The organism is Pseudomonas putida (assembly GCF_028682475.1).
GTDB classification, from domain to species: Bacteria; Pseudomonadota; Gammaproteobacteria; order Pseudomonadales; family Pseudomonadaceae; genus Aquipseudomonas; species Aquipseudomonas putida_AG.
On record NZ_JANHLE010000012.1, the window covers coordinates 68,104 to 93,383 of the forward strand.

At 61.5% G+C, this 25,280-nt stretch carries 22 protein-coding genes; all 22 read left to right on the forward strand.

Annotation, left to right across the window (positions count from 1 at the left end; genetic code table 11):
- Nucleotides 1-75 precede the first annotated feature (75 nt).
- The 22 genes from NPS47_RS12405 (at nucleotide 76) to nuoM (ending at nucleotide 25,280) form a co-directional block, all read left to right on the forward strand.
- Nucleotides 76-2,301 (forward strand): NADP-dependent isocitrate dehydrogenase, encoded by a 2,226-nt coding sequence (locus NPS47_RS12405; RefSeq protein ID WP_274295231.1) that lies wholly within the window; start codon nucleotides 76-78, stop codon nucleotides 2,299-2,301.
- A 145-nt stretch (nucleotides 2,302-2,446) separates the two neighbouring features.
- Nucleotides 2,447-2,887, forward strand: coding sequence for an NUDIX hydrolase (locus NPS47_RS12410; protein ID WP_274295232.1), 441 nt, complete (start codon nucleotides 2,447-2,449; stop codon nucleotides 2,885-2,887).
- A 70-nt stretch (nucleotides 2,888-2,957) separates the two neighbouring features.
- Nucleotides 2,958-4,079 (forward strand): tRNA 2-thiouridine(34) synthase MnmA, encoded by a 1,122-nt coding sequence (gene mnmA / locus NPS47_RS12415; RefSeq protein ID WP_274295233.1) that lies wholly within the window; start codon nucleotides 2,958-2,960, stop codon nucleotides 4,077-4,079.
- Complete coding sequence (hflD, locus tag NPS47_RS12420; protein ID WP_045188388.1) at nucleotides 4,079-4,699, forward strand: high frequency lysogenization protein HflD; 621 nt, start codon at nucleotides 4,079-4,081, stop codon at nucleotides 4,697-4,699. The genes mnmA and hflD overlap by 1 nt, the downstream gene beginning before the upstream one ends.
- Before the next feature lie 179 nt (nucleotides 4,700-4,878).
- The gene (purB, locus tag NPS47_RS12425; protein WP_274295234.1) at nucleotides 4,879-6,249 is read left to right on the forward strand and encodes an adenylosuccinate lyase; all 1,371 of its coding nucleotides are present in this window, start codon (nucleotides 4,879-4,881) and stop codon (nucleotides 6,247-6,249) included.
- An 82-nt stretch (nucleotides 6,250-6,331) separates the two neighbouring features.
- The gene (locus NPS47_RS12430) at nucleotides 6,332-7,498 is read left to right on the forward strand and encodes a cupin domain-containing protein (RefSeq protein ID WP_274295235.1); all 1,167 of its coding nucleotides are present in this window, start codon (nucleotides 6,332-6,334) and stop codon (nucleotides 7,496-7,498) included.
- The gene (locus NPS47_RS12435) at nucleotides 7,491-7,925 is read left to right on the forward strand and encodes a GNAT family N-acetyltransferase (protein WP_274295236.1); all 435 of its coding nucleotides are present in this window, start codon (nucleotides 7,491-7,493) and stop codon (nucleotides 7,923-7,925) included. Before NPS47_RS12430 ends, NPS47_RS12435 begins: the two co-directional genes overlap by 8 nt.
- A gap of 124 nt (nucleotides 7,926-8,049) precedes the next feature.
- Nucleotides 8,050-8,784, forward strand: coding sequence for a secretin N-terminal domain-containing protein (locus NPS47_RS12440; RefSeq protein ID WP_274295237.1), 735 nt, complete (start codon nucleotides 8,050-8,052; stop codon nucleotides 8,782-8,784).
- Nucleotides 8,785-9,271: 487 nt separating this feature from the next.
- A complete protein-coding gene (gene aceA / locus NPS47_RS12445; RefSeq protein ID WP_274295238.1) occupies nucleotides 9,272-10,597 on the forward strand; it encodes an isocitrate lyase in 1,326 nt (441 codons plus the stop codon).
- A 184-nt stretch (nucleotides 10,598-10,781) separates the two neighbouring features.
- The gene (locus NPS47_RS12450) at nucleotides 10,782-11,444 is read left to right on the forward strand and encodes a lysoplasmalogenase (protein WP_274295239.1); all 663 of its coding nucleotides are present in this window, start codon (nucleotides 10,782-10,784) and stop codon (nucleotides 11,442-11,444) included.
- 358 nt (nucleotides 11,445-11,802) lie between these two features.
- Nucleotides 11,803-12,216, forward strand: coding sequence for an NADH-quinone oxidoreductase subunit A (locus tag NPS47_RS12455; protein WP_274295240.1), 414 nt, complete (start codon nucleotides 11,803-11,805; stop codon nucleotides 12,214-12,216).
- A 10-nt stretch (nucleotides 12,217-12,226) separates the two neighbouring features.
- A complete protein-coding gene (locus tag NPS47_RS12460; RefSeq protein WP_010220398.1) occupies nucleotides 12,227-12,904 on the forward strand; it encodes an NADH-quinone oxidoreductase subunit B in 678 nt (225 codons plus the stop codon).
- Between the two features lie 78 nt (nucleotides 12,905-12,982).
- The gene (gene nuoC, locus NPS47_RS12465) at nucleotides 12,983-14,764 is read left to right on the forward strand and encodes an NADH-quinone oxidoreductase subunit C/D (RefSeq protein ID WP_274295241.1); all 1,782 of its coding nucleotides are present in this window, start codon (nucleotides 12,983-12,985) and stop codon (nucleotides 14,762-14,764) included.
- Nucleotides 14,765-14,766: 2 nt separating this feature from the next.
- Entirely contained in the window at nucleotides 14,767-15,264 is a 498-nt protein-coding gene (nuoE, locus tag NPS47_RS12470) for an NADH-quinone oxidoreductase subunit NuoE (RefSeq protein ID WP_012313767.1), read from the forward strand.
- On the forward strand, nucleotides 15,261-16,625 hold the full coding sequence (gene nuoF / locus NPS47_RS12475; RefSeq protein ID WP_274295242.1) for an NADH-quinone oxidoreductase subunit NuoF: 1,365 nt from the start codon (nucleotides 15,261-15,263) through the stop codon (nucleotides 16,623-16,625). Before nuoE ends, nuoF begins: the two co-directional genes overlap by 4 nt.
- A gap of 131 nt (nucleotides 16,626-16,756) precedes the next feature.
- Nucleotides 16,757-19,471, forward strand: coding sequence for an NADH-quinone oxidoreductase subunit NuoG (nuoG, locus tag NPS47_RS12480; RefSeq protein ID WP_274295243.1), 2,715 nt, complete (start codon nucleotides 16,757-16,759; stop codon nucleotides 19,469-19,471).
- Nucleotides 19,468-20,475 carry an NADH-quinone oxidoreductase subunit NuoH gene (gene nuoH / locus NPS47_RS12485; RefSeq protein ID WP_107025569.1) on the forward strand — a complete coding sequence of 336 codons (1,008 nt, stop codon included), beginning with the start codon at nucleotides 19,468-19,470 and terminating at the stop codon, nucleotides 20,473-20,475. The genes nuoG and nuoH overlap by 4 nt, the downstream gene beginning before the upstream one ends.
- 11 nt (nucleotides 20,476-20,486) lie before the next feature.
- Entirely contained in the window at nucleotides 20,487-21,035 is a 549-nt protein-coding gene (nuoI, locus tag NPS47_RS12490) for an NADH-quinone oxidoreductase subunit NuoI (protein ID WP_038612820.1), read from the forward strand.
- Nucleotides 21,036-21,044: 9 nt separating this feature from the next.
- Nucleotides 21,045-21,545: an NADH-quinone oxidoreductase subunit J gene (gene nuoJ, locus NPS47_RS12495; RefSeq protein WP_107025568.1), complete on the forward strand. Its 501-nt coding sequence runs from the start codon at nucleotides 21,045-21,047 to the stop codon at nucleotides 21,543-21,545.
- Between the two features lie 4 nt (nucleotides 21,546-21,549).
- Nucleotides 21,550-21,858 (forward strand): NADH-quinone oxidoreductase subunit NuoK, encoded by a 309-nt coding sequence (nuoK, locus tag NPS47_RS12500; RefSeq protein ID WP_010220409.1) that lies wholly within the window; start codon nucleotides 21,550-21,552, stop codon nucleotides 21,856-21,858.
- Nucleotides 21,855-23,708 (forward strand): NADH-quinone oxidoreductase subunit L, encoded by a 1,854-nt coding sequence (nuoL, locus tag NPS47_RS12505; protein WP_274295244.1) that lies wholly within the window; start codon nucleotides 21,855-21,857, stop codon nucleotides 23,706-23,708. Before nuoK ends, nuoL begins: the two co-directional genes overlap by 4 nt.
- A 39-nt stretch (nucleotides 23,709-23,747) precedes the next feature.
- Nucleotides 23,748-25,280: an NADH-quinone oxidoreductase subunit M gene (gene nuoM / locus NPS47_RS12510; RefSeq protein ID WP_274295245.1), complete on the forward strand. Its 1,533-nt coding sequence runs from the start codon at nucleotides 23,748-23,750 to the stop codon at nucleotides 25,278-25,280.

The window sequence follows — 25,280 nt, forward strand, 5'->3', positions numbered from 1 at the left end:
TGTCTGAGCGAAGCGCCTACCCTGCGCACTTCGAGATTCTGCGCACGCTCAGCAAAACAGAGAGTTAACCCGAATATGCCCACCCGATCCAAGATCATCTATACCTTCACCGACGAAGCCCCTGCCCTCGCCACCTATTCACTGCTCCCCATCGTCGAAGCTTTCACCGCTTGCGCCGACATTGCCGTAGAAACCCGGGACATCTCTCTGGCCGGCCGCATCCTTTCTGCCTTCCCTGAACAGCTCGGCGCCGACAAGCAAGTGGCCGACCACCTGGCAGAACTGGGCCAACTGGCAACCACGCCAGAAGCCAACATCATCAAGCTGCCGAACATCAGCGCCTCGGTTCCGCAGCTCAAAGCCGCGATCAAGGAACTGCAAGCCAAGGGCTTCAATGTTCCTGACTACCCTGAAGCCGCCGCTACCGATGCCGAGAAAGAAGCCAAGGCGCGCTACGACCGCATCAAGGGCAGCGCCGTGAACCCGGTGCTGCGCGAAGGCAACTCCGACCGCCGCGCGCCGCTGTCGGTCAAGAACTACGCCCGCAAACACCCGCACAAAATGGGCGCCTGGGCTGCCGACTCCAAGTCTCACGTAGCACACATGAGCCACGGCGACTTCTACGGCAGCGAGAAAGCCGCGCTGATCGAAGCCGATGACAGCCTGCGCATCGAACTGCTGGACAAGAACGGCACCACCACCGTTCTGAAGGAAAAGACCTCGGTCAAAGCCGGCGAGATCATCGACTGCGCAGTATTGAGCACCAAGGCCCTGCGCAAGTTCATCGCCGCCGAAATCGAAGATGCCAAGGCCAAGGGCGTACTGCTGTCGGTACACCTCAAAGCCACCATGATGAAGGTCTCCGACCCGATCATGTTCGGCCAGATCGTTGCCGAGTACTACCAGGACGCGCTGAACAAGCACGCTGCAGTACTGGAAGAGATCGGTTTCAACCTGAACAACGGTATCGGCGACCTGTACGCCCGTATCAAGGCCCTGCCAGCCGAGCAGCAGGCGCAGATCGAAGCTGACGTCAAAGCCGTCTACGACGTGCGTCCGGCGCTGGCCATGGTCAACTCCGACAAAGGCATCACCAACCTGCACGTGCCAAGCGACGTGATCGTCGACGCCTCGATGCCGGCGATGATCCGTGACTCGGGCAAGATGTGGAACACCGAAGGTCAGCTGCAAGACACCAAGGCGGTGATCCCGGATCGCTGCTACGCGACCATCTACCAGGCCGTTATCGAAGACTGCAAGCAACACGGCGCCTTCGATCCGACCACCATGGGCAGCGTACCGAACGTTGGCCTGATGGCGCAGAAAGCCGAAGAGTACGGCTCGCACGACAAGACCTTCCAGGCCAAGGCCGACGGCGTCATCCGTGTGGTTGACGGCAAAGGCAACCTGCTGCTGTCGCAGGAAGTCGAAGCCGGCGACATCTTCCGCATGTGCCAGACCAAAGACGCGCCGATCCAGGACTGGGTCAAACTGGCCGTCAACCGCGCTCGTGCCAGCAACACCCCGGCGCTGTTCTGGCTCGACCCGCAGCGCGCCCACGACGGCGTGCTGATCGAGAAGGTCCAGAAGTACCTGAAAGACCACGATACCGCTGGCCTGGACATTCGCGTCCTGTCGCCTGTCGAGGCCATGAAGGTTTCCCTGCAGCGCATCCGCGCCGGCCAGGACACCATCTCGGTAACCGGTAACGTACTGCGCGACTACCTGACCGACCTGTTCCCGATCATGGAACTGGGCACCAGCGCCAAGATGCTGTCGATCGTACCGCTGATGAACAACGGCGGCCTGTTCGAAACCGGCGCCGGCGGTTCGGCTCCGAAGCACGTGCAGCAACTGGTCGAAGAGAACTTCCTGCGTTGGGATTCCCTGGGCGAGTTCCTGGCCCTGGCCGCTTCCCTGGAGCACCTGGGTACTGCGTACACCAACCCGAAAGCCAAGGTACTGGCGGCGACCCTGGACCAGGCCACCGGCCAGTTCCTGGACACCAACAAGTCCCCTGCGCGCAAGGTCGGCGGTATCGACAACCGTGGTAGCCACTTCTACCTGACCCTGTACTGGGCTCAGGCGCTGGCAGCCCAGAGCGACGACGCCGCCCTGCAAGCGCGCTTCGCTCCACTGGCAAAAGCCCTGGCCGAGAACGAAGCGACCATCGTCGCCGAGCTCAACGCCGTTCAGGGCAAGCCGGCCGACATCGGTGGTTACTACTACCCGGATGCCGAGCTGACCAGCAAAGTGATGCGCCCAAGCCAGACCCTCAACAGCGCGATTGCCGCCCTGTAAGGTTCGCTTGACGTAACAGCAGAAGCCCCGGCCACGCACCGGGGCTTTTGCTTTTCCGGAATCTATCGCGGGGCAAGCCCGCTCCCACTGTGGGAGCGGGCTTGCCCCGCGATGGATCTCACCAAAACAACACAGGGCTATCCGAATGACCTGGCAACCCCACATCACCGTCGCCACCATCATTGAAGACCAAGGGCGCTTCCTCATGGTCGAAGAATTCAAGGCTGGCAAACACGTCTACAACCAGCCCGCCGGGCACCTGGAAGCCAACGAGAGCCTGCTCGACGCCGCCCGCCGCGAAACTCTCGAAGAAACCGCCTGGGAGGTCGAACTGACCGGCGTGGTTGGCATCTACCTCTATACAGCACCCAGCAATGGCGTCACCTACCAGCGCGTGTGCTTCGCCGCCCGACCGCTCAAGCATCACCCCGAGCGCGCCCTGGACAGCGACATCGTCCGCGCCGTCTGGCTGACCCGCGACGAGTTGCTGGCCCAGCCCGAGCGCTGGCGCAGCGAGCTGGTGCCGCGCTGCATCGACGATTACCTGGCCGGGCCGTTGCACAGCCTGGCATTGATTCGTGACTGACAGCGACGATGCCTTGAAGGCCGCAGCCTGATAGAATCGTTGTCTTTTTCCAGATACACAGCCGGTACCTATGACCAGTCCAGCACTTTACGAACCCGAAAAGACACGCGTTATTGTCGGCATGTCCGGCGGCGTGGACTCTTCCGTCTCCGCCCTCCTGCTGATGGAGCAGGGCTACCAGGTGGAAGGCCTGTTCATGAAGAACTGGGAAGAGGACGACGGCACCGAATACTGCACCGCCCGCGAAGACCTGGCCGACGCCCAGGCCGTGTGCGACCGCATTGGTATCAAGCTGCATACCGCCAACTTCGCCGCCGAATACTGGGACAACGTCTTCGAGCACTTCCTGGCCGAGTACAAGGCCGGACGCACGCCGAACCCGGACATCCTGTGCAACCGCGAAATCAAGTTCAAGGCGTTCCTCGATTACGCCCTGATGCTCGGCGCCGACCTGATCGCCACCGGCCACTACGTGCGCCGCCGCGACACCGACGGGCGCACCGAACTGCTCAAGGGCCTGGACCCGAACAAGGACCAGAGCTATTTCCTGCACGCTGTCGGCGGCAAGGAAATCGCCCGCACGCTGTTCCCGGTAGGCGAGCTGGAAAAGCCCGAAGTACGCGCCATCGCCGAGAAACATGGCCTGGCCACAGCGAAAAAGAAAGACTCCACCGGCATCTGCTTTATCGGTGAACGCCGCTTCAGCGACTTCCTCAAGCAATACCTGCCAGCACAGCCCGGCGAGATCCAGACCACCGAAGGCGAAGTCATCGGTCGCCATCACGGCCTGATGTACCACACCATCGGCCAGCGTCAGGGCCTGGGCATCGGCGGCCTCAAGGACGCCGGCGACGAGCCGTGGTACGTGCTGGAAAAAGACCTCGAGAGCAACGTGCTGGTGGTCGGTCAGGGCAATGAACACCCATGGCTGTTCTCCCGCGCCCTGCTCGCTTCGGAGATCTTCTGGGTCAACCCGATCGACCTGTCGACCCCACGGCGCCTGACCGCCAAGGTGCGCTACCGCCAGAGCGACCAGGACTGCACCCTGGAACTGACCGCCAGCGGCTACCGCGCGGTGTTCGACGAACCGCAACGGGCTGTAACTCCTGGTCAGTCAGTAGTGTTCTATGACGGGGAAATCTGCCTGGGCGGCGGCGTGATCGAAACGGCCGAGCCGTGGAGCGCACGCTGATGAGCTCGATTCAAGAGCAGTTGATCGCCCTCGGCGGCGTGTTCCAGGCCGCGGTACTGGTGGACCGTATCGCTCGTACCGGCCAGGCCAGCGAGGCCAATCTGGGCTGCATGCTGGGCAGCCTGCTGGTACGCGACCCGCAAAACACCCTGGAAGTGTTCGGTGGCGACGACCTCAACCTGCGTGACGGCTACCGCGCCCTGGCCAGCGCCCTGGAGCGTGACCCGGGCAGCCTACAGCGCGAGCCACTGCGCTACGCACTGTCGATGCTTGGCCTTGAGCGCCAGCTGGCCAAGCGCGGCGATATGCTTGATGTCATCGGCAACCGGCTACCCCAGATCCAGTCCCAGGCCGAGCATTTCGGCCTGGTGCATGAAAACGTCATTGCCTCCAGCGGCGCCCTGTATCAGGACACCTTGAGCACCTTGCGCCAGCGCATCCAGGTCCACGGCGACATGCGCCACCTGCAGCAGCCGAGCAACGCCTCGAAGATCCGCGCCCTGCTGCTGGCCGGCATTCGCGCTGCCCGCCTGTGGCGGCAGCTGGGCGGGCATCGCTGGCAGCTGGTGATCAGTCGGCGCAAATTGCTTAAAGAGCTGTATCCGATGTTGCGTGGCTAACAAAGATATCGCGGGGCAAGCCCGCTCCCACAGTTGAGAAATGATCGCTGTGGGAGCGGGCTTGCCCCGCGATAAAGCCAAAGATTTACTGGCAGACCATTGGTCAGCCACCCGACTATGGCGCATTTTTCATGTATGATATGCGCCCTCTTCAAAGCCTGACTGTCCGAGAACACCCCATGCAGCTTTCCTCGCTCACTGCGGTTTCCCCTGTTGACGGCCGTTATGCCGGCAAAACCCAGGCCCTGCGCCCTATTTTCAGCGAATACGGCCTGATCCGTTTCCGCGCCCTGGTCGAGGTGCGCTGGTTGCAGCGCCTCGCCGCTCATCCGCAAATCGCTGAAGTTCCAGCGTTTTCCGCCGAAGCCAACGCCCTGCTCAATGGTCTGGCGGATGAGTTCGCCCTCGAGCACGCCGAGCGTGTGAAAGAAATCGAGCGCACCACCAACCACGACGTCAAGGCCATCGAGTACCTGCTCAAAGAGCAGGCCGCCAAGCTGCCAGAGCTGGCCAAGGTGAGTGAATTCATCCACTTCGCCTGCACCAGTGAAGACATCAACAACCTGTCCCACGCCCTGATGCTGCGTGAAGGCCGCGATACCGTGCTGTTGCCATTGATGCGCCAGATCGCCCAGGCCATCCGTGAGCTGGCCCACCGTTTCGCCGACGTGCCAATGCTGTCGCGTACCCACGGCCAACCGGCTTCGCCGACCACCCTGGGTAAAGAGCTGGCCAACGTCGTCTACCGTCTGGAGCGCCAGATCGCTCAGGCCGCCGCCGTCCCGCTGCTGGGCAAGATCAACGGTGCCGTGGGCAACTACAACGCCCACCTGTCGGCCTACCCGCAGATCGACTGGGAAGCCAACGCCCGCGCCTTCATCGAAGACGAGCTGGGCCTGGTATTCAACCCGTACACCACGCAGATCGAGCCGCACGACTACATCGCCGAGCTGTTCGACGCGATCGCCCGCTTCAACACCATCCTGATCGACTTCGACCGCGATATCTGGGGCTACATCTCCCTGGGTTACTTCAAGCAGCGCACCATCGCTGGCGAAATCGGTTCGTCGACCATGCCGCACAAGGTCAACCCGATCGACTTCGAAAACTCCGAAGGCAACCTGGGTATCGCCAACGCACTGTTCCAGCACCTGGCCAGCAAGCTGCCAGTCTCGCGCTGGCAGCGCGACCTGACCGACTCCACCGTGCTGCGTAACCTGGGCGTCGGTTTCGCTCACAGCGTGATCGCCTACGAGGCCAGCCTCAAGGGCATCAGCAAGCTGGAAATCAACGAAGCGCGTATCGCCGAAGACCTGGACGCCTGCTGGGAAGTCCTCGCCGAGCCGATCCAGACTGTCATGCGCCGCTACAACATCGAGAACCCCTACGAGAAGCTCAAAGAGCTGACCCGCGGCAAAGGCATCAGCCCGCAAGCGCTGCTGACCTTCATCGATGGCCTGGAAATGCCGGCCGAAGCGCGAGAAGAACTGAAAAAGCTGACCCCAGCCTCCTACATCGGTAACGCTGCGGCTCAAGCCAAACGCATCTGATCTGCGCCCTGCGCGTAAACGCCCGGCTCAGCCGGGCGTTTTTATTACCGAAAGAAAATTACTTTTTTTCAATAGGTTACACATGAATCCTGATACTCCTCTGCAGCTTCTGGGCGGGCTCACTGCCCGCGAATTCATGCGCGACTACTGGCAGAAGAAACCTCTGCTGGTACGCCAGGCCTTCCCTGACTTCGAAAGCCCGATCGACGCCGACGAATTGGCCGGCCTGGCCCTGGAAGAAGAAGTCGAATCGCGCCTGGTCATCGAGCACGGCGAGCGCCCATGGGAACTGCGCCGCGGCCCGTTTGAAGAAGACGCCTTCAGCACCCTGCCCGAGCGCGACTGGACCTTGCTGGTGCAGGCAGTGGACCAGTTTGTACCCGAAGTCCACGAGCTGCTGGAGCACTTCCGCTTCCTGCCGAGCTGGCGCATCGACGACGTGATGATCAGCTTTGCCGCTCCGGGTGGCAGTGTCGGTCCGCATTTCGACAACTACGATGTATTCCTGCTGCAGGGCCAGGGCAAGCGCAACTGGAAAATCGGCCAGATGTGCGACAGCGACAGCCCGCTGCTCGAGCACGCCGATCTGCGCATCCTGGCTGAATTCGAGCAAAGCGAAGAGTGGACTCTGGAACCGGGCGACATGCTCTACCTGCCGCCGCGCCTGGCCCACTACGGCATTGCCGAAGACGACTGCCTGACCTATTCGGTGGGCTTCCGTGCACCCAGCGCCGCTGAAGTGCTGACCCACTTCACCGACTTCCTCAGCCAGTTCCTGCCTGACGAAGAGCGCTACACCGACGCCGACGCCCAGCCGGTCAGCGACCCGCACCAGATCCAGCACGACGCCCTTGGCCGCCTGAAGAACCTGCTGACCGAGCACATGGGCGACGAACGCCTGCTGCTGACCTGGTTCGGCCAGTTCATGACCGAGCCACGCTACCCGGAACTGGTCAGCGGCGAGCCGCTGGACGAAGCAGAACTGATCGAAAGCCTGGCCCAGGGTGCGATTTTGATCCGCAACCCGAGCGCGCGCTTGGCCTGGTCGGAAGTCGATGACAACCTGCTGCTGTTCGCCAGCGGCCAGAGCCGCCTGTTGCCGGGCGACCTGCGCGAACTGCTGAAGCTGATCTGCGCCGCCGACGCGTTGCATATTGAAAACCTTGAGCAGTGGCTTGAAAACGACCAAGGCATTACCTTGATCTGCGAACTGGTCAAACAAGGAAGCTTGGGGTTTGCCAATGAATAAGATCCGCGTCCGCCTCGCCGACTGGCACAAAGACAACGCCGACATCCGCCGCATCCGCGAAGCCGTGTTCATCGCCGAGCAGTGCGTACCACCGGAGCTTGAATGGGATGCCGACGACAACAGCGCCGTGCACTTCCTCGCCATGGAAGGCGAGTACGCAATCGGCACAGCCCGCTTGCTGGCTGACGGCCAGATTGGCCGGGTCTCGGTACTCAAGGACTGGCGCGGCCTGAAAGTCGGCGATGCACTGATGCAGGCGGTTATCGTCGAAGCGCAGAACCGTGATCTCAAGCAGCAGATGCTCAGCGCTCAGGTGCAGGCCACACCGTTCTACGAACGCCTTGGCTTCAAGGTGGTCAGCGAAGAGTTCCTTGAGGCGGGCATTCCGCACGTGGACATGGTGCGCGAGTCGCGCGAGCTGGCCTGATAATCCATCGCGGGGCAAGCCAGCTCCCACCGGGCCTGGTGGGAGCTGGCCTGCCCCGCGATGAAGCCAGCAAAACCCCTACAAATTTGCCATCATGTCCGTTCCTCCCGCGGAGATCATGGACATGCCGCTACGCCCCCTGCTCGCCTCCCTGCTTCTGTCGTTCAGCCTGAATGCGCTGGCCGCCACCGAAGTCCTGCCGCTGAACCACCGCACCAGCGCCGAACTGCTCCCCACTGCGCAATCGTTCATAGGCAAGGATGGCAGCGTCAGCGCCTTTGAAAACAAGCTGATCGTCAACGCCGAACCCGAGCGCATCGACGACCTGCGCACCCTGCTGCAACAACTGGACACCGCGCCGCGGCGCCTGATGATCAGCGTCGACAACAACGACAGCAACTTCCAGGATAACCGCGGCAACGCTCGCGTCATCCGCTACGGCACCGCCAACCGCGAAGGCGGCCTGCAACAGGTACAAGCCACCGAAGGCAGCCCGGCGCTGATCCAGGTTGGCCAAAGCATTCCGATCACCAGCACCAGCACCGATGGCTTTGGCCGCGTGCAGAGCGACACCGAATACCGCAATGTCACGCAGGGCTTCTACGTCACTGCGAAGGTCAGTGGCGACACCGTCAACTTGAGCATCAGTACCAACAATGACCGAATGAGCCTGGAACGTCCTGATGTAGTGAAGGTTCAAAGTACCGACACAAAAGTCAGCGGCAAGCTCGGTGAATGGATCATCCTGGCCGGCGTCAACCAGCAGAGCCAGTCCGAACGCAGTGCTTCAGCCCTCAGTTACAGCACCCAGCGCGGTGAAAACATGACGTTGCGGGTAAAAGTCGACGCACTGGACTGAACCCAGACAAATCAAGGCCTCGACCAAAGGCCTCGGAACTGACCAGCGAGTCGCATTAGACCAAAGATGTAGTGGATTGAAAAAAGCACTACAAAACATTTGACGACCTCAAACCGTCGAGGCATGATGGCCCCGCTCCCGCTAATCAGAGGCCCTGACAAGGGCCTTCGAGCCGCGCTCTAACCTACCCACCTGAGCCGGCTCGTGTCTGTACAGCCCACAAGGCAGTTTGACGAGATTGCGACTGGAACGAAGTTGTCCCGAGGGACGGAAGCGCATCAAGAGGCACCCGGCAGCACTGTTTACTGCAGCTCGGCAACCACGAGCCACCCTGCAGCGAATACCTCGCCCCGCCTGCTCACTTCCCCTCTTCGAGCCCCATCGTTCGACCGTCGCATATTTCGCTGAACATGACTTACGCCAGGCTTCTGATCTGCGCTGTGTGAGCGAGAATTTTTCCAAGACCGATGCGACGAGGTTTATTTCCATGGCACTGACACGCGAACAGCAAATTGCAGCCCTCGAAAAAGACTGGGCCGAAAACCCGCGCTGGAAAGGCGTGACCCGTACCTACACCGCCGCTGATGTCGTACGTCTGCGTGGCTCGGTCCAGCCTGAGCACACCCTGGCCCGCATGGGTGCCGAGAAGCTGTGGAAGCTGGTCACCCAGGGTGCACACCCGGCTTTCCGCCCGGAAAAAGATTTCGTCAACTGCATGGGCGCCCTGACCGGCGGCCAGGCCGTGCAACAGGTTAAAGCCGGTATCCAGGCGATCTACCTGTCCGGCTGGCAAGTGGCTGCCGACAACAACTCGGCCGAGTCCATGTACCCAGACCAGTCGCTGTACCCGGTGGATTCGGTTCCAACCGTGGTCAAGCGCATCAACAACTCGTTCCGTCGCGCCGACCAGATCCAGTGGAAAGCCGGCAAGAACCCAGGCGATGACGGCTACATCGACTACTTCGCGCCAATCGTGGCTGACGCCGAAGCCGGTTTCGGCGGCGTACTGAACGCCTACGAGCTGATGAAGAACATGATCGAAGCAGGCGCCGCCGGCGTTCATTTCGAAGACCAGCTGGCCTCGGTGAAAAAATGCGGCCACATGGGCGGCAAGGTACTGGTTCCAACCCAGGAAGCTGTACAGAAGCTGAGCGCTGCCCGTCTGGCAGCCGACGTTGCCGGCGTACCGACCATTATCCTGGCCCGTACCGACGCCAACGCCGCTGACCTGCTGACCAGCGACTGCGACCCGTACGACCAGCCGTTCGTGATTGGCGAGCGCACCCAGGAAGGTTTCTACAAAGTCCGAGCCGGCCTGGATCAAGCCATTGCCCGTGGCCTGGCCTACGCTCCATACGCAGACCTGATCTGGTGCGAAACCGCCAAGCCGGACCTGGAGGAAGCCCGTCGCTTCGCCGAAGCGATCAAGAAGGAATACCCGGACCAGATCCTGTCCTACAACTGCTCGCCTTCTTTCAACTGGAAGAAGAACCTGGACGACGCGACCATCGCCAAGTTCCAGCGCGAACTGTCGGCCATGGGTTACAAGCACCAGTTCATCACCCTGGCTGGTATCCACAACATGTGGCACGGCATGTTCAACCTGGCGCACGACTACGCCCGCAACGACATGACCGCTTACGTGAAACTGCAAGAGCAAGAGTTCGCTGACGCCTCGAAAGGCTACACCTTCGTGGCCCACCAGCAGGAAGTCGGCACTGGCTACTTCGACGACATGACCACCGTGATCCAGGGTGGCAAGTCTTCGGTTACCGCACTGACCGGTTCGACCGAAGAAGAACAGTTCCACTGATCAGTGATCGGTTGCTGAAATTCGGGTAACAGACAAAACCCGGAGCCTGTGATGGGGCTTCGGGTTTTGTTTTTTTGTGACAGTGGGACTTACCCTCACTGAGCCGCGTGATTCGGCCGATTCGGCACTTTCTTATTAAATCCCTTTGGCTATGCTAGGTGCACAACAACACCAAGGATTGGCCATGCCCCGCCCACTTACCTTGCTCTGCCTGGCCCTGATCGGCGCAGCTGTCTATCTATATGCACTGACCAGCCAGAATGCATTGCTCGGCCTTGCCGTCAAACCGATTCCGGTGCTGGCCCTGATCATCTGGCTCAAGGCCGCGGAGCCTACCCGCTACCGGCGCTGGATCACTATCGGCCTGGGCTTTTCACTACTGGGCGATATCCTTTTGGCTGTACCTGGCGACCTGTTCGTATTTGGCCTGGCAGCGTTTCTCTGCGCCCATCTGGCCTACCTGCGCGGCTACCTGAGTGAGACACGCGAACGAGCGACCTCGGCACTGGTGATCTCGGCGTTGGTCGGTACCACACTACTGGCTGTACTGATCAGTCATGGCCTGGGTGAACTGCTGATCCCGGTAACGGTATATGCCCTGGCCATCAGTGCAATGCTCTGGCGCGCGCTGGCCTGTGGCGGTATCGCCGCATTGGGCGCCATTGCCTTCGTGTTTTCCGACAGCCTGATCGGTATCGATCGCTTTGTCGGCCAGTTCCAGGCCGCGCCTTACCTGATCATCCTTGCCTACTGGCTGGGACAGTGGGCAATTGCTGCCTCGGTCTACACCAGACGATCAGCAAAAACCTTGATCCAGACGGCGGCAGGTCAGGATAAATTCGGTTAAAACACAGGGTGTGGAAACTTGCGGGCGATGCCTATGCCGCACAACTTTGTAGTTGACCTGAACAGTAGGACGAATTACATACCTTCAAATGATATTAATTATCATTTCGAAGTTACACCTTCATTACGCTTTGCAAGAAACATAATTAACAAAACCCGAGGCAATGCCCGCCCCATGCGGCCTGCAGCGAGTTACGAAGGATTTTTGTTCTTAATCCTACGAATAAATTTGCTGCAGAAATTTTACTTGCACCGGGTTTACCCATAAAATCAGCACGATAGATTCCGCTGCGACATATCGTCACTGCTTTACTACTTTCCAAGCCGCAGAGACTGGTCTCTGTATAAGGATTTTCAGCATGCCCGATTCGACAGGACTCATCGCCCACAACTGGGGCTTTGCCATTTTCCTTTTCGGTGTCGTTGGCCTGTGTGCCTTCATGCTCGGTCTGTCCGCCCTGCTCGGCAGCAAGGCCTGGGGCCGCAGCAAGAACGAACCCTTCGAGTCCGGCATGCTGCCTACTGGCGGCGCCCGCCTGCGCCTGTCAGCCAAATTCTATCTGGTCGCGATGCTCTTCGTGATCTTCGATATCGAAGCCCTCTTTCTCTTTGCATGGTCTGTGTCCGTCCGCGAAAGCGGCTGGACCGGATTCGTCGAAGCTCTCGTTTTCATAGCAATTCTGTTGGCAGGTCTTGTCTACCTTTGGCGCGTCGGGGCACTTGATTGGGCTCCCGAAGGTCGTCGCAAGCGGCAAGCGAAGCTGAAACAATGAGGCTTTGGCAATGCAATACAATCTCACCAGAATCGACCCGGATGCTCCCAACGAGCAATATCCAATCGGAGAGCGGGAAACCGTCTCCGATTCGCTGCTAGAGGACCAGGTCCACAAGAACATCTTCATGGGCAAACTTGAAGATGTGCTCAGTGGCGCGGTCAACTGGGGGCGTAAAAACTCCCTGTGGCCGTACAACTTCGGCCTCTCCTGCTGCTACGTGGAAATGACCACGGCCTTCACGGCGCCCCACGACATCGCCCGCTTCGGCGCCGAAGTCATCCGGGCATCGCCGCGTCAGGCCGACTTCATGGTCATCGCCGGCACCTGCTTCATCAAGATGGCGCCGATCATCCAGCGCCTGTACGAGCAGATGCTTGAACCCAAGTGGGTCATCTCCATGGGTTCGTGCGCCAACTCCGGTGGCATGTACGACATTTACTCGGTCGTTCAGGGGGTCGACAAGTTCCTCCCCGTGGATGTCTATGTCCCTGGCTGCCCACCTCGCCCTGAAGCTTTCCTGCAAGGCCTGATGCTGTTGCAGGAGTCGATTGGCCAGGAGCGTCGTCCTCTTTCCTGGGTTGTCGGTGATCAAGGCATTTACCGTGCCGAGATGCCGTCGCAGAAAGAGCAACGCCGTGAACAGCGCATCCAGGTCACCAACCTGCGCAGCCCCGACGAAGTCTGATCCAGCTATCTGTTGCCTGCGCGTGCGCGACAGGCAGCCTGGCTTCATTCTCTACGTTGACCGAAAGCGACCGAGACCATGACAGCGGACACCGCTATTTATATCCCGCCTTACAAGGCTGACGACCAGGATGTGGTTGTCGAACTGAACAACAAATTTGGCCCCGAGGCGTTCGTCGCCCAGGAAACCCGCACCGGCATGCCGGTGCTTTGGGTTACCCGCGCCAAACTCAAGGAAGTCCTGAGCTTCCTGCGCAATGTCGCCAAGCCGTACAACATGCTCTACGACCTGCATGGTGTGGACGAACGTCTGCGCACCCAGCGTCGTGGCCTGCCTAGCGCCGACTTCAGCGTGTTCTACCACCTGCTCTCGGTGGAACGGAACAGCGACGTGATGATCAAGGTGGCCTTGAGCGAAGGCGACCTGAACCTGCCGACCGTGACCGGTATCTGGCCGAACGCCAACTGGTACGAGCGCGAAGTCTGGGACATGTTCGGCATCGACTTTGCCGGCCATCCGCACCTGACCCGGATCATGATGCCGCCGACCTGGGAAGGTCACCCGCTGCGCAAGGACTACCCGGCGCGCGCCACCGAGTTCGATCCGTACAGCCTGACCCTGGCCAAGCAACAGCTCGAGGAAGAAGCCGCGCGCTTCAACCCTGAAGCCTGGGGCATGAAGCGCCACGGTGCCAACGAGGACTACATGTTCCTCAACCTTGGCCCGAACCACCCTTCGGCCCACGGTGCGTTCCGTATCGTCCTGCAGCTGGACGGTGAAGAAATCGTCGACTGCGTCCCGGACATCGGTTACCACCACCGTGGTGCCGAGAAGATGGCCGAGCGTCAGTCCTGGCACAGCTTCATTCCCTACACCGACCGTATCGACTACCTCGGCGGGGTGATGAACAACCTGCCGTACGTGCTCGCGGTCGAGAAGCTGGCCGGTATCCAGGTGCCACAGAAGGTCGACGTGATCCGCATCATGCTGGCCGAGTTCTTCCGGATCACCAGCCACCTGCTGTTCCTGGGTACCTACATCCAGGACGTCGGCGCCATGACCCCGGTGTTCTTCACCTTCACCGACCGTCAGCGCGCCTACACCGTGATCGAGGCCATCACCGGCTTCCGTCTGCACCCGGCCTGGTACCGCATCGGTGGTGTCGCCCACGACCTGCCGCGCGGCTGGGACAAACTGGTGAAAGACTTCGTCGAATGGCTGCCAAAGCGTCTCGACGAGTACACCAAGGCCGCCCTGCAGAACAGTATCCTCAAGGGCCGGACCATCGGCGTTGCCCAGTACAACACCAAAGAGGCCCTGGAATGGGGCGTCACCGGTGCCGGCCTGCGTTCCACCGGTCTGGACTTCGACCTGCGTAAAGCCCGCCCTTACTCCGGCTACGAGAACTTCGAGTTCGAAGTACCGCTGGCCCACAATGGCGATGCCTATGATCGCTGCATGGTCCGTGTCGAGGAGATGCGCCAGAGTATCCGCATCATCGACCAGTGCCTGCGCAACATGCCGGAAGGCCCGTACAAGGCGGATCACCCGCTGACTACGCCGCCGCCGAAAGAGCGCACCCTGCAGCACATCGAAACCCTGATCACTCACTTCCTGCAGGTTTCGTGGGGCCCGGTCATGCCGGCCAACGAATCCTTCCAGATGATCGAGGCGACCAAGGGCATCAACAGTTACTACCTGACGAGCGACGGCGGCACCATGAGCTACCGCACCCGGATTCGCACCCCGAGCTACCCGCACCTGCAGCAGATCCCTTCGGTGATCCGCGGCAGCATGGTCGCGGACCTCATTGCGTACCTGGGCAGTATCGACTTCGTTATGGCTGACGTGGACCGCTAAGCATGAACAGCACGCTTATCCAAACCGACCGTTTCGCCCTGAGCGAAACCGAGCGCTCGGCCATCGAGCACGAGATGCATCACTACGAGGACCCGCGCGCGGCGTCCATCGAAGCCCTGAAGATCGTTCAGAAGGAACGCGGCTGGGTGCCGGACGGCGCCATCTATGCCATCGGCGAAGTGCTCGGCATTCCTGCCAGCGACGTCGAAGGCGTGGCCACCTTCTATAGTCAGATCTTCCGTCAGCCGGTTGGCCGGCACATCATCCGCGTTTGCGACAGCATGGTCTGCTACATCGGTGGCCACGAGTCCGTGGTCAGCCAGATCCAGAGCGAGCTGGGTATTGGCCTGGGCCAGACCACCGCCGACGGCCGCTTCACCCTGCTGCCAGTGTGCTGCCTGGGTAACTGCGACAAGGCCCCGGCGCTGATGATCGACGACGACACCTTTGGCGATGTCCAGCCTGCTGGCGTTTCCAAGCTGCTGGAGGGTTACGTATGACCATCACTTCCTTCGGCCCGGCCAACCGCATTGCCCGCAGCGCCGAGACGCATCCGCTGACCTGGCGCCTGCGCGACGACGGCGAGCCGGTCTGGCTGGACGAGTACCAGGCCAAGGACGGCTATGCTGCCGCCCGCAAGGCCCTGGCGCAGATGTCCCAGGACGATATCGTCCAGACTGTCAAAGATTCCGGCCTCAAGGGCCGTGGCGGTGCGGGTTTCCCCACCGGCGTCAAATGGGGCCTGATGCCCAAAGACGAATCGATGAACATCCGCTACCTGCTATGCAACGCGGATGAGATGGAGCCCAACACCTGGAAAGACCGCATGCTGATGGAGCAACAGCCCCATCTGCTGGTCGAGGGCATGCTGATCAGCGCCCGCGCGCTGAAGGCCTACCGTGGCTACATCTTCCTGCGTGGTGAGTACACCACCGCGGCGAAGAACCTCAACCGCGCCATCGATGAAGCCAAGGCCGCAGGCCTGCTGGGCAAGAACATCCTCGGCAGCGGCTTTGACTTCGAGCTGTTCGTGCACACCGGCGCAGGGCGTTACATCTGCGGTGAAGAAACCGCACTGATCAACTCCCTCGAAGGCCGCCGCGCCAACCCGCGCTCCAAGCCGCCCTTCCCGGCCGCTGTCGGCGTCTGGGGCAAGCCGACCTGCGTCAACAACGTCGAAACCCTGTGCAACGTTCCGGCCATCGTCGGCAACGGCGTCGACTGGTACAAGTCGCTGGCCCGCGAAGGCTCTGAAGACCACGGCACCAAGCTGATGGGCTTCTCCGGCAAGGTCAAGAACCCGGGCCTGTGGGAACTGCCATTTGGCGTTACCGCCCGTGAGCTGTTCGAAGACTACGCCGGCGGCATGCGCGACGGCTTCAAGCTCAAGTGCTGGCAGCCTGGCGGCGCCGGTACCGGCTTCCTGCTGCCCGAGCACCTCGACGCGCAAATGTACGCCGGTGGCATCGCCAAGGTCGGCACCCGTATGGGTACCGGCCTGGCCATGGCGGTGGACGACAGCGTCAACATGGTCTCGCTGCTGCGCAACATGGAGGAGTTCTTCGCCCGCGAGTCGTGCGGCTGGTGCACCCCATGTCGCGATGGCCTGCCATGGAGCGTGAAGATGCTGCGCGCCCTGGAGAAGGGACAAGGCAAGGCGGAAGACATCGAGACCCTGCTGGGTCTGGTCAACTTCCTCGGCCCTGGCCGTACCTTCTGCGCCCACGCACCGGGTGCCGTCGAGCCGCTGGGTAGTGCCATCAAGTATTTCCGTCCGGAGTTCGAGGCCGGCGTCGCGCCTGTTGCAGGCAGCGAAGCCCTGCGCCCGAACCTGGCCAAGCCGATCGTCGTCGGCGCATAACAAATGAAATGCGGGGGGTCCGTGCCACCCGCTGCCTCGACGGCTCGCCAGGTAGTCCCTGCGCGGGCCGCAGGCACACAGCTTTCCATTAGCCACGCCCGCAGACGCGGGCCAACGAAGAACTTTGAACCATGGCCACTATCCACGTAGACGGCAAAGCGCTCGAAGTCAACGGTGCAGACAACCTGTTACAGGCGTGTCTGTCACTCGGCCTCGACATCCCCTATTTTTGCTGGCACCCGGCGCTCGGTAGCGTCGGCGCCTGCCGCCAGTGCGCGGTCAAGCAGTACACCGACGAGAACGACACCCGTGGTCGAATCGTCATGTCTTGCATGACCCCAGCCACCGATGGCACCTGGATTTCCATCGACGACGAAGAGTCCAAGGCGTTCCGCGCCAGCGTCGTCGAATGGCTGATGACCAACCACCCGCACGACTGCCCGGTCTGTGAGGAAGGCGGTCACTGCCACCTGCAAGACATGACGGTAATGACCGGCCACAACGAGCGCCGCTACCGTTTCACCAAGCGTACCCACCAGAACCAGGAGCTCGGCCCGTTCATCGCTCACGAGATGAACCGCTGCATCGCCTGCTACCGTTGCGTGCGCTACTACAAAGACTACGCCGGTGGTACTGACCTGGGCGTATTCGGTGCCCACGACAACGTGTACTTCGGTCGCGTTGAAGACGGCGTACTGGAAAGCGAGTTCTCCGGTAACCTCACCGAGGTCTGCCCGACCGGTGTGTTCACCGACAAGACCCACTCCGAGCGCTACAACCGTAAATGGGACATGCAGTTCGCCCCGAGCATCTGCCATGGCTGCTCCAGCGGTTGCAACATCAGCCCGGGTGAGCGATACGGCGAACTGCGCCGGATCGAAAACCGCTACAACGGTTCGATCAACCAGTACTTCCTCTGTGACCGTGGCCGTTTCGGCTATGGCTACGTCAACCGCGAAGACCGTCCACGTCAGCCACTGCTGGCCGATGGCAGCAAGCTGAGCCTGGATGCGGCGCTGGATAAAGCCGCCGACATGCTGCGCGGTCGCAACATCGTCGGTATCGGTTCGCCGCGCGCCAGCCTGGAAAGCAACTACGGCCTGCGCGAGCTGGTCGGTGCCGAGCACTTCTACTCGGGTATGGAAGCCGGTGAACTGGCTCGCGTGCGTCTGGCCCTGCAGGTTCTCAACGACAGCCCGCTGCCGGTCCCGACCCTGCGCGACATGGAAGACCACGACGCGGTATTCGTCCTCGGCGAAGACCTGACCCAGACCGCTGCCCGCGTGGCCCTGGCCCTGCGCCAGTCGGTCAAGGGCAAGGCCGAAGCCATGGCCGATGCCATGCGCGTTCAGCCTTGGCTCGACGCTGCGGTGAAGAACATCGGCCAGCACGCCATGTACCCGCTGTTCATCGCCAGCCTGGCCGAAACCAAGCTCGATGACGTCGCTGAAGAATGCGTCCACGCAGCACCTGACGACCTGGCCCGCATCGGTTTCGCCGTGGCCCACGCCATCGACCCGAGCGCCCCGGCCGTCGAAGGCCTGGACGCCGAAGCGCTGGCCCTGGCCAAGCGCATCGCCGATGCCCTGGTTGCCGCCAACCGTCCGCTGGTGGTCGCCGGTACCTCGCTGGCCTCCAGCGCACTGATCGAGGCTGCTGCCAACATCGCCAAAGCCCTCAAGCTGCGCGAGAAGAACGGTTCCCTGAGCCTGGTGGTGCCTGAGGCCAACAGCCTGGGTATGGCCATGCTCGGTGGCGAGTCCATCGACGCAGCCCTGGACGCAGTGATCAGCGGCAAGGCCGACGCCATCGTTGTACTGGAAAACGATCTGTACAGCCGCGTCCCAGCGGCCAAGGTCGACGCTGCCCTGGCGGCCGCCAAGGTGGTGATCGTTGCCGATCACCAGAAAACCGCGACCGTCGAGCGCGCTCACCTGGTACTGCCAGCCGCCACCTTCGCCGAAGGCGACGGTACCCTGGTCAGCCAGGAAGGCCGTGCCCAGCGTTTCTTCCAGGTGTTCGACCCAACCTACCTGGACAGCAGCATCCTGGTTCATGAAGGCTGGCGCTGGATGCACGCCCTGCGTGCGACCCTGCTCAACAAGCCGGTGGACTGGACCCAGCTGGACCACGTCACCAGCGCGTGCGCCGCTGTCACCCCGCAACTGTCGGGCATCGTCAACGCCGCGCCGTCCGCTTCGTTCCGCATCAAGGGCATGAAGCTTGCGCGTGAGCCGCTGCGTTACTCCGGCCGTACCGCAATGCGCGCCAACATCAGCGTGCACGAGCCGCGTACTCCGCAAGACAAAGACAGCGCCTTTGCCTTCTCCATGGAAGGCTACTCGGGTTCGGTCGAACCGCGTTCGCAAGTACCGTTCGCCTGGTCTCCGGGCTGGAACTCGCCGCAAGCCTGGAACAAGTTCCAGGACGAGGTCGGTGGTCACCTGCGCGCAGGCGACCCGGGCACCCGCCTGATCGAAACCGAGGGTGACAAGCTGCACTGGTTCGCCAGCGTACCGGCAGCCTTCTCGCCGGCCCGTGGCACCTGGCAGGTCGTGCCGTTCTACCACCTGTTCGGCAGCGAAGAGAACTCCTCGCGCGCCGCGCCGGTACAAGAGCGCATCCCACAGGCCTACATTGGCCTGGCCAAGTCCGAAGCCGACCGTCTGGGCGTCAACGAAGGTGCGCTGCTCAGCTTGAACGTGGCTGGCCAGACCCTGCGTCTGCCATTGCGCATCAATGAAGAACTGGGCGCAGGCCTGGTTGCCCTGCCCAAAGGCCTGGCCGGCATTCCGCCTGCCATCTTCGGTGCATCCGTCGACGGCCTGCAGGAGGCAGCACAATGACCTGGTTCACCCCTGAAGTGATCGATGTGATCATTACTGTCGTCAAGGCCGTGGTCATTCTGCTGGCCGTGGTGGTCTGCGGTGCGCTGCTCAGTTTTGTCGAGCGGCGCCTGCTGGGCTGGTGGCAGGACCGTTACGGTCCGAATCGCGTCGGCCCGTTCGGTATGTTCCAGATCGCAGCCGACATGCTGAAGATGTTCTTCAAGGAAGACTGGAACCCGCCCTTCGTCGACAAGATGATCTTCACCCTGGCGCCGGTCGTGGCCATGAGTGCCTTGCTGATCGCCTTCGCCATCATCCCGATCACCCCGACCTGGGGGGTCGCGGACCTGAACATCGGCGTGCTGTTCTTCTTCGCCATGGCCGGTCTGTCGGTGTACGCGGTACTGTTCGCCGGCTGGTCGTCGAACAACAAGTACGCGCTGCTCGGCAGCCTGCGGGCCTCGGCGCAGACCGTGTCGTACGAAGTGTTCATGGGCCTGGCGCTGATGGGCATCGTTGCCCAGGCCGGCTCGTTCAACATGCGCGATATCGTTGACTACCAGGCCCAGAACCTGTGGTTCATCATTCCGCAGTTCTTCGGCTTCTGCACCTTCTTCATCGCTGGCGTCGCCGTGACTCACCGTCACCCGTTCGACCAGCCGGAAGCGGAACAGGAACTGGCCGACGGCTACCACATCGAATATGCCGGCATGAAGTGGGGCATGTTCTTCGTCGGTGAGTACATCGGCATCATCCTTGTCTCGGCGCTGCTGGTAACGCTGTTCTTCGGTGGCTGGCACGGGCCGTTCGGCATCCTGCCGCAGATCCCGTTCATCTGGTTCGCCCTGAAGACCGCGTTCTTCATCATGCTGTTCATCCTGCTGCGAGCTTCGATCCCGCGCCCGCGCTATGACCAGGTGATGGACTTCGGCTGGAAGTTCTGCCTGCCGTTGACCCTGATCAATTTGCTGGTGACCGCTGCGCTCGTGTTGCTCAACACGCCAGCTGTTGCGGCCCAGTGAGGATTTGACCCATGTTCAAATATATTGGCGACATCGTTAAGGGCACAGGCACCCAGCTGCGCAGTCTGGTGATGGTGTTCTCTCACGGTTTTCGCAAACGTGACACCCTGCAATACCCCGAAGAGCCGGTCTACCTGCCGCCACGCTACCGTGGTCGCATCGTCCTGACCCGCGACCCGGATGGCGAAGAGCGCTGTGTAGCGTGCAACCTGTGTGCCGTGGCTTGCCCGGTCGGTTGCATCTCGCTGCAGAAAGCCGAGACAGAAGACGGTCGTTGGTACCCGGAGTTCTTCCGCATCAACTTCTCCCGTTGCATTTTCTGCGGCCTCTGCGAGGAAGCCTGCCCGACCACCGCGATCCAGCTGACGCCGGATTTCGAAATGGCCGAGTTCAAACGTCAGGAACTGGTGTACGAAAAAGAAGATCTGCTGATCTCCGGCCCCGGCAAATACCCTGACTACAACTTCTACCGTGTTGCAGGTATGGCTATTGCCGGCAAGCCGAAAGGCGCCGCGCAGAACGAAGCCGAGCCGATCAACGTGAAGAGCTTGCTCCCTTAAGGAAGAAAGATGGAATTCGCTTTCTATTTCGCATCCGGTGTCGCTGTGGTGTCCACCCTTCGGGTGATCACCAACACCAACCCCGTGCACGCCCTGCTCTACCTGATCATTTCGCTGATCTCCGTGGCGATGACCTTCTTCGCCCTCGGCGCTCCGTTCGCCGGTGTCCTGGAAGTGATCGCCTACGCTGGCGCCATCATGGTGCTGTTCGTCTTCGTGGTGATGATGCTCAACCTCGGGCCGGCTTCGGTCGCCCAGGAACGTGGCTGGCTCAAGCCGGGAATCTGGCTCGGGCCTGTAGTGCTCGCCGCGCTGCTGCTGCTTGAGTTGCTGTATGTGCTGTTCGGCAACGAAAGCGGTGCTGGCATCGGCCACACCACGGTCGACGCCAAGGCCGTCGGTATCAGCCTGTATGGTCCTTACCTGCTGGTGGTGGAACTGGCCTCGATGCTGCTGCTCGCTGCAGCGGTGACGGCTTTCCACCTCGGCCGCAACGAGGCGAAGGAGTAATCACATGTCTGCAATTCCTCTCGAACATGGCCTGGCAGTCGCCGGCATCCTGTTCTGCCTCGGCCTGGTCGGCCTGATGGTGCGCCGCAATATTCTTTTCGTGTTGATGAGCCTGGAAATCATGATGAACGCCTCGGCACTGGCGTTCATCGTTGCCGGTAGCCGTTGGGCGCAGCCGGATGGACAGATCATGTTCATCCTGGTGATCAGCCTGGCAGCCGCCGAGGCCAGTATCGGCCTGGCGATCCTGCTGCAGCTGTATCGCCGCTTCCACACCCTCGACATCGATGCAGCCAGTGAGATGCGCGGATGAACCTTATCTTTCTGACGTTCGTATTCCCCCTGATCGGCTTCCTGCTGCTGTCGTTCTCGCGCGGCCGCTGGTCCGAGAACCTGTCGGCGCTGGTCGGCGTCGGTTCGGTGGGCCTCTCGGCCGCCGTGGCCGCCTACGTGATCTGGCAGTTCAACATCGCCCCGCCGGAAGGCGGTGCGTACAGCCAGCTGCTGTGGCAGTGGATGTCGGTGGACGGCTTTGCGCCGAACTTCACCCTGTACGTGGATGGCCTGTCGGTCACCATGCTCGGTGTGGTTACCGGTGTCGGCTTCCTGATCCACCTGTTCGCCTCCTGGTACATGCGTGGTGAAGCCGGCTACTCGCGCTTCTTCGCCTACACCAACCTGTTCATCGCCAGCATGCTGTTCCTGGTGCTGGGCGATAACCTGCTGTTCATCTACTTCGGTTGGGAAGGCGTGGGCCTGTGCTCGTACCTGTTGATCGGTTTCTACTACAGCAACCGCAACAACGGTAACGCCGCACTCAAAGCCTTCATCGTTACCCGTATCGGCGACGTGTTCATGGCCATCGGCCTGTTCATCCTGTTCGCCCAGCTCGGCACCCTGAACGTGCAGGAGCTGCTGGTACTGGCGCCGCAGAAGTTCCAGGCCGGTGATTTCTGGATGGTCCTGGCGACCCTGATGCTGCTCGGTGGTGCGGTCGGTAAATCCGCCCAGCTGCCGCTGCAGACCTGGCTTGCGGACGCGATGGCCGGCCCTACCCCGGTTTCGGCACTGATCCACGCCGCAACCATGGTGACCGCCGGTGTCTACCTGATTGCCCGTACCCACGGCCTGTTCGCCCTGGCGCCTGACATCCTGCACCTGGTCGGTGTGGTTGGCGGTGTGACCCTGGTGCTGGCCGGCTTCGCGGCGCTGGTACAGACCGACATCAAGCGTATCCTCGCCTACTCGACCATGAGCCAGATCGGCTACATGTTCCTGGCCCTGGGCGTCGGTGCCTGGGAAGGCGCGATCTTCCACCTGATGACCCACGCCTTCTTCAAGGCCCTGCTGTTCCTTGCTTCCGGTGCGGTGATCGTTGCCTGCCACCACGAGCAGAACATCTTCAAGATGGGCGGCCTATGGAAGAAACTGCCGCTGGCCTACGCCAGCTTCATCGTCGGTGGTGCCGCCCTGGCTGCCCTGCCGCTGCTGACCGCCGGTTTCTACTCCAAGGACGAAATCCTCTGGGAAGCCTTCGCCAGCGGCAACAACGGTCTGCTGTACGCCGGTCTGGTCGGTGCGTTCATGACCTCGCTGTACACCTTCCGCCTGATCTTCATCGCCTTCCACGGCGAAGCCAAGACCGAAGCCCATGCTGGCCACGGGATCTCCCACTGGCTGCCACTGGGTGTGCTGATTGTGTTGTCGACCTTCGTCGGTGCCTGGATTCATCCACCACTGGCGGGCGTGCTGCCACAGAGCGTCGGCCATGCCGGCGGCGAAGCCAAGCACAGCCTGGAAATCGCCTCGGGCGCCATCGCCATCGCCGGTATCCTGCTGGCTGCCGTGCTGTTCCTCGGCAAGCGTCGCCTGGTGACTGCGATTGCGGGCAGCGGTATCGGTCGTGTGCTGTCGGCCTGGTGGTTCGCCGCCTGGGGCTTCGACTGGATCTACGACAAGCTGTTCGTCAAACCTTACCTGCTGATCGCCCACATCCTGCGCAAGGATCCGGTTGACCGCAGTATTGGCCTGATTCCGCGTATGGCGAAAGGCGGTCATGCCGCCATGAGCAAAACCGAAACCGGTCAGCTGCGCTGGTACACCGCTTCGATCGCCGTAGGTGCCGTGCTTGTGCTCGGTGCCGTTGTAATGGCTGCGGTCTGATATGAACCTTGCGACTTTGCGAAAGGAATTGAGCCCGTCATGATTTTGCCTTGGCTGATCCTGATCCCCTTTATCGGCGGCCTGCTGTGCTGGCTGGGTGAGCGCTTCGGCGCCACCCTGCCACGCTGGATTGCGCTGCTGACCATGTCCCTGCTGCTTGGTATCGGCCTCTGGCTGTGGGCCAACGGGGACTACACCCTGGCCCCTGCTCCAGGCGCTGCGCCTGAGTGGGCGGTCGAATTCAAAGTGCTGTGGATCGAGCGCTTCGGCATCAGCCTGCACCTGGCCCTCGACGGCCTGTCGCTGCTGATGATCCTGCTCACCGGCCTGCTCGGTGTGCTCTCGGTACTGTGCTCCTGGAAAGAGATCCAGCGTCACGTCGGCTTCTTCCACCTCAACCTGATGTGGATCCTGGGCGGCGTGGTCGGTGTGTTCCTGGCCCTGGACCTGTTCCTGTTCTTCTTCTTCTGGGAAATGATGCTGGTGCCGATGTATTTCCTCATCGCGCTCTGGGGTCACAGCTCCTCCGACGGCAAGAAGACCCGGATCTACGCCGCCACCAAGTTCTTCATCTTCACTCAGGCCAGCGGCCTGATCATGCTGGTGGCGATTCTTGGTCTGGTTCTGGTCAACTACAGCAACACCGGTGTGATCACCTTCGACTACACCCAGTTGCTCAAGGCTGACCTACCGGCCGGCACCGAATACCTGCTGATGCTCGGCTTCTTCATCGCCTTCGCGGTCAAGCTGCCGGTGGTACCGTTCCACTCCTGGCTGCCCGACGCCCACGCCCAGGCGCCAACCGCAGGTTCCGTGGACCTGGCCGGTATCTTGCTGAAAACCGCGGCCTACGGTCTGCTGCGTTTCGCCCTGCCGCTGTTCCCGAATGCTTCAGCGGAGTTTGCGCCGATTGCCATGACCCTGGGTCTGATCGGGATTTTCTACGGTGCCTTCCTGGCGTTCGCCCAGACCGACATCAAGCGTCTGGTCGCCTTCTCCAGCGTTTCGCACATGGGCTTCGTGCTGATCGGTATCTACTCCGGCAGCCAGCAAGCACTGCAAGGTGCAGTGATCCAGATGCTGGCGCACGGCCTGTCGGCGGCGGCACTCTTTATCCTCGCCGGCCAGCTGTACGAGCGCCTGCACACCCGTGACATGCGTGAGATGGGCGGCCTGTGGCATCGCATTGCTTACCTGCCGGCCATCAGCCTGTTCTTTGCTGCCGCGTCGCTGGGCCTGCCGGGTACCGGTAACTTCGTTGGCGAATTCCTGATCCTGATCGGCAGCTTCGTCGCCTCGCCATGGGTCACCGTCATCGCCACGTCCGGTCTGGTGTTCGGTTCGGTTTACTCGCTGATCATGATTCACCGTGCCTACTTCGGCCCGGCGAAGTCGGACGAAGTCCTGGCCGGCATGGATACCCGTGAAATGATCATGGTACTGGGCCTGGCTGGCCTGCTGATCTTGCTGGGCGTCTACCCGCAGCCGTTCCTCGACACTTCCGCCGCCACCATGAGTGGTGTGCAGCAGTGGTTCGGCTCCGCTTTCACTCAACTCGCTTCGGCCCGGTAA

What these genes read in the sequence shown, in the direction of transcription:
- hflD (WP_045188388.1), top strand. Translation starts at nt 4,079, where the DNA reads ATGAGCTCGATTCAAGAGCAGTTGATCGCCCTCGGCGGCGTGTTCCAG.
- mnmA (WP_274295233.1), top strand. Translation starts at nt 2,958, where the DNA reads ATGACCAGTCCAGCACTTTACGAACCCGAAAAGACACGCGTTATTGTC.
- nuoE (WP_012313767.1), top strand. Translation starts at nt 14,767, where the DNA reads ATGAACAGCACGCTTATCCAAACCGACCGTTTCGCCCTGAGCGAAACC.
- aceA (WP_274295238.1), top strand. Translation starts at nt 9,272, where the DNA reads ATGGCACTGACACGCGAACAGCAAATTGCAGCCCTCGAAAAAGACTGG.
- nuoH (WP_107025569.1), top strand. Translation starts at nt 19,468, where the DNA reads ATGACCTGGTTCACCCCTGAAGTGATCGATGTGATCATTACTGTCGTC.
- purB (WP_274295234.1), top strand. Translation starts at nt 4,879, where the DNA reads ATGCAGCTTTCCTCGCTCACTGCGGTTTCCCCTGTTGACGGCCGTTAT.
- nuoI (WP_038612820.1), top strand. Translation starts at nt 20,487, where the DNA reads ATGTTCAAATATATTGGCGACATCGTTAAGGGCACAGGCACCCAGCTG.
- NPS47_RS12410 (WP_274295232.1), top strand. Translation starts at nt 2,447, where the DNA reads ATGACCTGGCAACCCCACATCACCGTCGCCACCATCATTGAAGACCAA.
- NPS47_RS12460 (WP_010220398.1), top strand. Translation starts at nt 12,227, where the DNA reads ATGCAATACAATCTCACCAGAATCGACCCGGATGCTCCCAACGAGCAA.
- NPS47_RS12450 (WP_274295239.1), top strand. Translation starts at nt 10,782, where the DNA reads ATGCCCCGCCCACTTACCTTGCTCTGCCTGGCCCTGATCGGCGCAGCT.
- NPS47_RS12440 (WP_274295237.1), top strand. Translation starts at nt 8,050, where the DNA reads ATGCCGCTACGCCCCCTGCTCGCCTCCCTGCTTCTGTCGTTCAGCCTG.
- nuoJ (WP_107025568.1), top strand. Translation starts at nt 21,045, where the DNA reads ATGGAATTCGCTTTCTATTTCGCATCCGGTGTCGCTGTGGTGTCCACC.
- nuoK (WP_010220409.1), top strand. Translation starts at nt 21,550, where the DNA reads ATGTCTGCAATTCCTCTCGAACATGGCCTGGCAGTCGCCGGCATCCTG.
- nuoC (WP_274295241.1), top strand. Translation starts at nt 12,983, where the DNA reads ATGACAGCGGACACCGCTATTTATATCCCGCCTTACAAGGCTGACGAC.
- NPS47_RS12405 (WP_274295231.1), top strand. Translation starts at nt 76, where the DNA reads ATGCCCACCCGATCCAAGATCATCTATACCTTCACCGACGAAGCCCCT.
- nuoG (WP_274295243.1), top strand. Translation starts at nt 16,757, where the DNA reads ATGGCCACTATCCACGTAGACGGCAAAGCGCTCGAAGTCAACGGTGCA.
- nuoM (WP_274295245.1), top strand. Translation starts at nt 23,748, where the DNA reads ATGATTTTGCCTTGGCTGATCCTGATCCCCTTTATCGGCGGCCTGCTG.
- nuoF (WP_274295242.1), top strand. Translation starts at nt 15,261, where the DNA reads ATGACCATCACTTCCTTCGGCCCGGCCAACCGCATTGCCCGCAGCGCC.
- NPS47_RS12435 (WP_274295236.1), top strand. Translation starts at nt 7,491, where the DNA reads ATGAATAAGATCCGCGTCCGCCTCGCCGACTGGCACAAAGACAACGCC.
- NPS47_RS12430 (WP_274295235.1), top strand. Translation starts at nt 6,332, where the DNA reads ATGAATCCTGATACTCCTCTGCAGCTTCTGGGCGGGCTCACTGCCCGC.
- nuoL (WP_274295244.1), top strand. Translation starts at nt 21,855, where the DNA reads ATGAACCTTATCTTTCTGACGTTCGTATTCCCCCTGATCGGCTTCCTG.
- NPS47_RS12455 (WP_274295240.1), top strand. Translation starts at nt 11,803, where the DNA reads ATGCCCGATTCGACAGGACTCATCGCCCACAACTGGGGCTTTGCCATT.